This is a genomic window from Nocardia sp. NPDC004604 (assembly GCF_040609795.1).
Classification (GTDB): Bacteria; Actinomycetota; Actinomycetes; order Mycobacteriales; family Mycobacteriaceae; genus Nocardia.
The window spans coordinates 1-8,381 of record NZ_JBEXLC010000238.1; the positions used below are offsets into that span (position 1 = coordinate 1).

Genomic DNA, 8,381 nt, shown 5'->3' on the forward strand with positions numbered 1-8,381 from the left:
GATCCACGGCGCCGCCGGCGGTGTCGGCTCGATCGCGGTGCAACTCGCGCGCGAGGCCGGGGCCCGAGTCATCGGCACCGGCCGGGCGCGCGACCGCGACCGCGCGCTCACGTTCGGCGTGCACACCTTCCTGGCCCTGGACACTGAACCGCTGGAGCAGGTCGGCGAAGTCGATGTGGTATTCGACGTGATCGGCGGAGACGTCCTGGATCGCTCGACCGCCCTGGTACGCGCCGGCGGAACCCTGGTCACCATTGCCGTGCCACCCACGATCCAGCCCGACAGCGGACGCGCGGTCTTCTTCGTCGTCGAACCCGACCGCACCCAACTCACCGAGCTCGCCACGCGCCTGCGCGACGGCCGCATCAAGCCGGCCATCGGTGCCGTCCGACCCCTCGCCGAGGCACCCGACGCCTTCAGCCCCGGCAGGCATAGCCCCGGCAAGACGATCATCCGCGTCAGCGACGAATGAATGCACACCGCCGTTCACCCTGATTGTGATCGGTCGCCAAGTCGGACGCCTGGGCTCCGATCCATTCCGACTGCAAAAATGCGAGAACAGCAACAGCGCGCCGACTGCAATTAGAGCGAGTGACCGCTCATGCCGTGACCCGCGCGGTCGATCGGGGACAAACGTTGGCCAGCAGTTGATCTCGCGAACACGCGCTTATGCCGAATAGCGGGGCTCGTTGTCGGTGTACGACCTAGTTCGCGTTCGATCGGTGCAGGGATGTTCGGCTCGGGGGAATAGCAGCGGTGGCAACAACAGCACCCAGGCGCCATCGACGGCCATTGGCGAGTTCCGCTCTGTTGGCGGCGCGGCTGAACCGTGGCTGTGACCGACTTCAGCGGTGGACTGTGTCGTGGCGATTGTGTGAACGCATCTACTCCATGGTCCAGTCCGCGCACGGGCATCAAATGTGACGAAGGCCAACCGTGGAATGTGATGCAGGTCATTGCCCGAGAAGGCGTGGTTGGGCATCGTCGTCACTTCGTTTTTGGAAAGAACCTGGTTGGAGATGCCCAAAATGGCCGACCACAATTTTGACTTTGCTTACGATCTCACGCTGGACGAGGCACGGCGGCGCAGCGCCGTCGTCGCGGCGCTCGGTGACGACTGGGATCCGGTCGCGGTGCTCGCCGAGGAAGATCTGGCGTACGACATGCTGTACTCGAATCTCGACGATGAGCAGCAGCGGATTTACGAGGAACTCGTCCGAGCAGGGGTCCTGCCGGATCGGGCAGCGCGCTATATCACCGACTGATCGCACCGCCGAGCTGGTGTTCGGCATGTTGCCTACGGCGAGTCGTGACCTAGCTGCTCCGGCACCCTTCCTGAAGTCGCCAGCCGCACGCTGACACCTCTCGGACTGCTGTTACTACGAGTACGTGACAGCTGAATCCGACCTGATGAACTGCTCGCTCACGCTGGTTACGTGATATCCGGTTCAGGGTAGGGAGCGTTCCCACCACAGTCGTCGCGGTCGAACTCGTCGTCGGCCAAGTCATCGTCGGGGTCGGCCCGCCCGCAGCGGTACCCGTGCGGCCGGGCCGGTTGCATCCCAACAGGTGTGCTCAACCGAGCGGAATATCGGCGGAGGTCGACGGGATCGTGTCGAGTGCGGCCATGACGGTGTCGTGCGGGGCGATCGTCGCGGCGGCGATGTTGGCTTCGAGATGACGGATGTGGGCGGTGCCGGGGATGAGCATTATGTTCGGCCCGTGGTGCAGCAGCCACGCGAGGCCGACCTGTGCAAGGGTGCAGTCGAGGGATTGCGCCGCGGCGGCGACGACCGGATCGTCGGTGACCTTCGGCATGGCGGGGAAGGCGCCGCCGAGCGGGAAGAACGGGACCCAGGCGATCCGTTCGGCCGCGCAGAGTTGCAACATGCCCTCGTCGCCGCGGGAGACGAGACTGTAGGCGTTCTGGACGCATGCGATCCGGGCGGGAAGGGCCCGGTGCAGGCCGTCGAGGGTGATGCCGCTGAGCCCGATCGCGCCGATCTTTCCCTCGTCGCGCAGCGTGATCAGGGTCGCGAGTTGATCGTCGAGGTCGACGACCTGGTCGCCGGAGGCCCGCAGGCCCGGCCCGGCGTCGAGGCGGCGCAGGTTCACCACCGGGATCCGATCGAGGCCGAGGGAGGCGAGATTGTCCTCGACGCTGGCCCGCAGTTGTTCGGGTCGCTGAGCCGGCCGCAGCGGGATATCGGCACCTGGGTCGGGGTCGGCGCCGACCTTGCTGACGACCACGACGCGGTCCTCGGGGCCGAATGCGTCCCGGATGAGCCCGTTGACGAAGCCGTCGCCGTAGAACTGGGCGGTATCGACGTGATCGACCCCGAGTTCCCACGCACGGCGCAGCACCGCGATCGCGGCGGCGCGGTCGGCGTGCAGGCGTTCGAGCTGCATCGCGCCGTATCCGATGCGCGACACGGTGTGGTCGCCGAGCGTCCCGGCCCCACCGGGGCGCGGCACGCCCGAGGGAGCGAGCTTGGTGAGGGACGTGGTGTTCGCGGTCATGGGAGCCCTCCCACATGAGACGATAGGTGAAACGGAGGATGCTCCGCTTTTTCAACTATACCGGAGGTGCCTCCGAATTGGGTTCTGTCGATCCGACGTCCCCCGGGAACAAGCCTCGTGCCCCCCGTGCCGACGCACAGCGCAATCGCAACAAACTCGTCGAGGTTGCCAGGGCCGCATTCGCCGATGCCGGCGAGACCGCGACATTGGAGGGCATCGCTCATGACGCCGGTGTCGGCATCGGCACCCTGTATCGCCATTTCCCCACCCGTGAAGCCCTGGCCGAAGCCGTGTACGCCGCCGAACTCGACGATGTCACCGACAGCGTCGCGGTCCTGCTGCAGCAGCGGCCCCCGGATGCGGCGCTGCGTGCATGGATGGGGAAATACGCCGCCTTCGTCGCGACAAAGCGCGGCATGGCCGACACCCTTCGCGCCGGTTGGGCCTCGGGCCGGATCGCGGTACCGGTAACCCGGGAACGGATCACCGCAGCCATTGCCACGATCGTGGCCCGTGGAGCCGAAGCCGGCTCACTGCGTGGCGATGTCGAACCGGAGGACATCACGGTGATGCTCCTCGGAATTCTGCTCACCACGGCTGGCGATTCCTCCGAGCAAACCGAGCGGGTACTCGACCTCATGCTCGATGCCCTACGGCCGAAAACGACCAGCTGACCCAGATGGAACAGCCCGGAAGCGGAATCACGTCGGCCGCTGCTGCCGCAGACGCAACACGATTGCCGAGTTGAGTGCCGCCAGGTCAGCGGTTTTCGAGTGGGTCTGCCCGCCGGCGAAGATCGGCCGCAATGCTGTTGAGGCTCCGGCCGTAGACACCGATCGTCACGATGCGCCTCATCGCAGCACCCGACCGGCTCGGTGGTGTGACGGGACGCGAAGTCTATGTCCGAGGCGCTCGCCGATACCGGCGCGGCGCGCGCCGCACGTCCACACGGCGCTGCGCGGCGGTGGGCTCGGTCACGCCGGCCCACCGCCGCCCCGCTATGGCACTAGTGCTGGCTGGTCCACGGCCCATAGCCACGACCCGTCCGGCTGGCGACGGGCGATCTCGACGGTCACCTCGCCGGTGGTCAGCGTGGACGCTGTCAGCGCCAGGTCGCCGCTCACCAGCGCTGGATGCTGCCTACCCGGCGACAGCACCGGCGCGGCCGCGACGAACTGCTCGTACACCTTGCGGATCTCCGCATGTCCGGTCGCGAGGTTGCCCGGTGGGAACGCCAGCACGGCGTTCGGCTCGTACAACGCCACCAGCCCGTCGACGTCGCCCGCGTTGGCGCGCTCGATGAAGTACCTGCCCAGGTCGTTCGGCTCAGTGGCCACTCTCTTGTTCGTCATACTGATAAGGCTCCCAACGAATTACGACATCTTGTGTCGTGTATTTCTGCAAAGGTTCCATATGCGCGCCGACCGGTTGGTCTCGCTGGTGCTGCTGCTGCGCCAGCACGGTCGGATGTCCGCGGCGGCGCTGGCCCGCGAGCTGGAGGTATCCACCCGCACCGTGCTACGCGACATCGAGGCGCTGTCCGCTGCTGGCGTCCCGGTCTACGCCGAACGCGGCCGGCACGGCGGTTTCGCATTGTTGCCCGGTTTCCAGACCGAGCTCACCGGACTGAATCACGACGAGGCACTTGCCCTGCTGGTCGCCGGATCACGGCGCGGCGCACAGGCATTCGGCCTCGGCTCGGCGCTCGCTTCGGCCATGCGCAAGGTGGTCGACGCGCTACCCGAAAGCTATCGGGCCACCGCGACCGGCGCGGCCCAGCGGTTGCTCATCGACCCGGAGACCGACCTGTTCTCGCGCCGACTGTTCGGTGAGGAGATGCCCGACACCATTGCGAGCGAGGTTCGGCGTGCGGTGTTCGCCGGACACAAGCTGCGCATCCACTACGCGGCGGTGGACCAGACCCCGAAGTGGCGCACGGTGGACCCGATCGGCCTGGTCACCGTTCGCGACCAGGGCTACTTGCTGGCCACGAGGTCTGGCGCGGACCGCACCTACCGGCTGTCCCGGGTCTTGGCCGCCGAGGAACTCCCTGAACCCGCACAGCGACCGGACCGGGTCGATCTGGACCGGGCCTGGCAGGAACGCAGCACGCAGTTTCGGACCGGCGGCGACCAAGTCACGGTGCTGGTACGGGTGAACCCCGCGCGGCGGGAGGAACTGGTGGGCACCGCGCTGGCCGTCCGTGCCGAAGAAGTCGACGCCGACGGCTGGCTGCGGCTGGAGGTGACCTTCCAAGATCCGAGACACGCCGAATGGGCGCTGTGGCAGCTCGCCACGAACGCGGAAGCACTGGCCCCGCAGTGGTTGCGCACCGCACTGCGCAACCGCGCCGCCGAGATCGCCACCTGTTACGGAGTGTCATCCTGAGAGTTGTCGCCTGCCACGGGCCGCCGCCGAAGCCGACGAGCGTTGGCCGGGCTCGCCGGAGTTCGACCTCACCCCGCGCCCGTTCACGAAGACCTCTACTTGGTCAACGGACCGTCACCGCCCAGCTTCGACACGTAAAGCCTGTAATGCCGCGATCCGCGCGTTCAATCGGGACAAACGTTGGCCGGCAGTTGATCTCGCGAAGGCGCGCTCATGCCGATGAGCAGACGTCCGGCGACGCAACCGCCCATGAGGGCCAGTGACGAGAAAAGCCATTCTTGGCGCAGCGGCCCGTTTGGTTCAGGCTTCCTGGCCGGTGGCGGCGAGGCCTTGAAGCGTCCGGGTGCGTCCCATTTCTTGATGGGCGAGCGTTAGTTCTGGCTGTCTTGCACTGGGCGATAGGCGTTAGTTATGAGTTACCGGTCCGGTAGTGGGAGCGGGGTACTCAGGCGGTGGGTGAGTGCGTGCCCGATGGGTGGGGTGAGGGCGCCGTTGTTCTCGACGCCCAGTTGGGTGGCGAGAGTAGTGGCGTGGAGGTGGACGGCGGTTTCCAGGAGCGTGGCGTAGGTGTCGGTGGCATTGCGGATACGGTGTCTGGCGGTGAAAGCCAGGATGGCGGACAGCGGGGCGGCGGGCCACCACCATCCGGCGAGAGGCAGATACAGCAGAGACCAGGCGGCGAGGGTAGCGGCTTGGGACAGCGTGGTGCGGGCGACAGCAATGGCGGAGCGGGTTGGGTCGGGCAACAGGAGCCACAGCGCGGGCCACACGGTGGCGAGGTCGAGGTGGTACGTGCGGTCGAGCCGGACAGCAGCGGTGTGGATGCGGTCACTGCTCCAGGTAGGACGTTCGGGTGGTTCGACGGCGATGCGGGTACGTCGACGTGCAGCACGGTGGCGTACTGCCGGATCCGGGCGGTCGGTGGGGTTGGGCGTGAGGGCCTTGTCGTACTCGGCACGGTAGACGCCATCTGCGGCGGCCCACCGTCGCCGCCTATTGGCAATCAAGCATTGCGCCACGTATCGTGCGGGCGCTGGCCAGCTTTGCAACCCGGTGGACAATACAGTGTATTCGGTAGCACTGCCGAGGGATTGGGCGACGAGGCCGATACCGCCAGCACCGGCGAGGATGGCTGCCAGCAGGGTGATTTGCCCGGCTGTGCTGGTAATTGTGGGATTTTGCGCCGAAGTGGTAATGCGGTGCGCGAGCAGGTCGGCGTCGAAGGGGTGTGTGTGGCCGAGGATTAGCGCGGCCGTGACGACGGCCAGATAGAGCACGCCCGGCAGAACCAGCAGCGAAAACCACTGGTCGGCAAGCTTTTTCGCGATCTCGCCCCACAATCCGCTCATGTCAGGTGAGTCGTTCACGACGCAGCGGTTGTCCGGTGACCGCGCAGTACGGTGAGTCGGCGTCGATCTCGTCGCTGCCGCGACCTCTGCAGCGGTCGAGCGGGCAGCGATACACGATTTCGAGGTGATCGGGCAACGGGCCGGTCGCGGTTGGACCTCGCTGGTGTGTGTGCGGATAGATTCCATGTGCATCACCCGCGCGTTGGACAGCGCTGTGTACCGCGTCCAATGCAGTGGTGATGCTGGCTGCCGGTTCGCTGCACAGAGCATCGAGCAGAACCTGCAAAGACGTGTCAGTGGCAGGAAGAGCGTCGCGGATTTCGTGCAGGTGGGTGCACAGGTATGCCAGCCCAACGGCAACCCGCCCTGTATCTGCTGTCGGCGATGCCACCGCCGCCCCCTCCCGGTTGCCGATCGATCCCGCCTGCACCGTGCTGTACACCGTGCGACCGGGGTCGATCCTACCGTCGTATTGTGCTGCGCCGCAGTCTGTTCCCTGGATAAAGTCGGTCCTCCGAAGGCCCTAACTCATGGGGGTGGAGTGGCATGCCGTCGTCAGAATGGCTCTCGTCGTCGTCTGTGGATGGGGAGCGCGCACGGTTGCGGGCAGCGGTGACGCGTCGGGTGCTCCGGGCGCGAACGGATCCGGAGATAGTGATGGAGCCGTCAGCAGCCGGCGAAGCTCGCCGTCTCGAGTCTGTACTTAGTGTCGGCGACGGCGATATTGAATCCCGGATGCAACTCGGTTGGCTGCGCTGGTTGCGCGGCCGGGAAATGACTGGCGATGACGGATACGACGAGGTGTCCGCCGGGATCGCGACGCTCACCGAGGTGTTCGTATCCGACCGCCCCCTGACCGAATTCCCGGCTCCGTTGCTGCCGTTGTTGGCCGAAGCCGCCTTCGACACAGCTCGCGACCTCCTTGAGAGAGCCTCGCTCACTGCCGATCCAGTGCAGTTGGCCGCTGCAGTCGTGCTTTGGCGGCGCATGGTGGCGGCCACGCCCACCGATCACCCCGACCACGCGAGGTACCTGAATAGTCTCGCGACTATCCTTCGGCGCAGGTTAGAGCGGACGGGCGCGGCGGCGGACGCGGACGAGGCCGCAGAGATTGCGCGTGCGGCGGTGAAAGCTACGCCCGCCGACCATCCCGACCGCGCGTGGTTCCTGGACAACCTTGGGCTCGCCCTTCGGCGCAGGTTCGAGCGGACCGGCGCGATGGCGGACGTGGACGAGGCGGTGGAGACGGAGCGTGCGGCGGTGGCAGTAACGCCCGCCGATCACCCCGACCGCACGGGGCGTCTGAACAATCTTGGGAACGCCCTGATGAGCCGGTTCGAGCGGACGGGCTCCGTGGCGGATCTGGACGAAGTCGTGGAAATCCAGCGTGCGGCGGTGGCAGCTACGCCTGCCGATCACCCCAACCAGGCGGTATACCTAAACAATCTCGGGACTGCCCTGCAGAGCCGGTTCGAGCGGACGGGCTCGATGGCGGATCTGGACGAGGCCATGGAGTCGAAACGTGCCGCTGTAGCAGCCACTCCCGCCGATCACCCCAATCGCGCGATGTACCTGAGCAATCAAGGAAACGCCCTTCTGCGCCGGTTCGAGCGGACCGGCGCATTAACGGACCTGAACGAGGCCGTGGAGACCGGACGCGCCGCAGTAGCAGCCTTGCCCACCGATCACCCCCATCGCGCGCCGTATCTGAGCAATCTCGGGACTGCCCTGCAGAGCCGGTTCGAGCGGACGGGCTCGATGACGGATCTGGACGAGGCCGTGGAGGCAGGGCGTGCGGTGGTGGCGGCCACGCCCGCCGATCACCCTGATCGCGCGGGGCACCTGAACAATCTGGGCATCGCGCTGCACCTCCGGTTCAAGCGGACAGGGACAGTAACGGATGTGGACGAGGCGGTGGAGACTGGGCGTGCGGCGGTGGCGGCCACGCCCGCCGATCACCCCGATCGCGCGATGTACCTGAACAATCTCGGGGTCGCTCTGCAGAACCGGTTCGAACGGACGGGCTCGATGACGGATCTGGACGAGGCCGTGGAGTCGAAACGTGCCGCTGTAGCAGCCACTCCCGCCGATCACCCCGATCGCGCGGGGCACCTGACAAATCTG

8 protein-coding genes are annotated in these 8,381 nt (G+C 66.6%); 5 read left to right on the top strand and 3 right to left on the bottom strand.

The window, feature by feature from the left end; genetic code table 11:
• Together ABZW16_RS41755 and ABZW16_RS41760 are read left to right on the top strand one after the other, a co-directional pair.
• A partial coding sequence (locus ABZW16_RS41755) for a zinc-binding dehydrogenase (RefSeq protein ID WP_354961697.1) occupies positions 1-472 on the top strand: 472 nt, incomplete at its 5' end.
• A 556-nt stretch (positions 473-1,028) separates the two neighbouring features.
• Positions 1,029-1,265, top strand: coding sequence for a DUF6400 family protein (locus ABZW16_RS41760; protein ID WP_354961704.1), 237 nt, complete (start codon positions 1,029-1,031; stop codon positions 1,263-1,265).
• A gap of 310 nt (positions 1,266-1,575) precedes the next feature.
• Here the strand turns inward: ABZW16_RS41760 and ABZW16_RS41765 are convergent, their stop codons facing one another.
• The gene (locus tag ABZW16_RS41765) at positions 1,576-2,520 is read right to left on the bottom strand and encodes an aldo/keto reductase (RefSeq protein ID WP_354961698.1); all 945 of its coding nucleotides are present in this window, start codon (positions 2,518-2,520) and stop codon (positions 1,576-1,578) included.
• 77 nt (positions 2,521-2,597) lie between these two features.
• Between ABZW16_RS41765 and ABZW16_RS41770 the strand changes: the two genes are divergently transcribed.
• The gene (locus ABZW16_RS41770; protein WP_354961699.1) at positions 2,598-3,194 is read left to right on the top strand and encodes a TetR/AcrR family transcriptional regulator; all 597 of its coding nucleotides are present in this window, start codon (positions 2,598-2,600) and stop codon (positions 3,192-3,194) included.
• 324 nt (positions 3,195-3,518) lie between these two features.
• On the opposite strand, the gene ABZW16_RS41775 is transcribed toward ABZW16_RS41770, so the two are convergent.
• Positions 3,519-3,872, bottom strand: coding sequence for a nuclear transport factor 2 family protein (locus tag ABZW16_RS41775; protein WP_354961700.1), 354 nt, complete (start codon positions 3,870-3,872; stop codon positions 3,519-3,521).
• A 61-nt stretch (positions 3,873-3,933) separates the two neighbouring features.
• On the opposite strand from ABZW16_RS41775, the gene ABZW16_RS41780 reads away from it, so the two are divergent.
• Positions 3,934-4,908 carry a WYL domain-containing protein gene (locus tag ABZW16_RS41780; RefSeq protein WP_354961701.1) on the top strand — a complete coding sequence of 325 codons (975 nt, stop codon included), beginning with the start codon at positions 3,934-3,936 and terminating at the stop codon, positions 4,906-4,908.
• 416 nt (positions 4,909-5,324) lie between these two features.
• On the opposite strand, the gene ABZW16_RS41785 is transcribed toward ABZW16_RS41780, so the two are convergent.
• Positions 5,325-6,275: a hypothetical protein gene (locus ABZW16_RS41785; RefSeq protein WP_354961702.1), complete on the bottom strand. Its 951-nt coding sequence runs from the start codon at positions 6,273-6,275 to the stop codon at positions 5,325-5,327.
• Between the two features lie 639 nt (positions 6,276-6,914).
• On the opposite strand from ABZW16_RS41785, the gene ABZW16_RS41790 reads away from it, so the two are divergent.
• Positions 6,915-8,381: tetratricopeptide repeat protein (locus tag ABZW16_RS41790; protein ID WP_354961703.1), on the top strand; the 1,467-nt coding region annotated here is incomplete at its 3' end.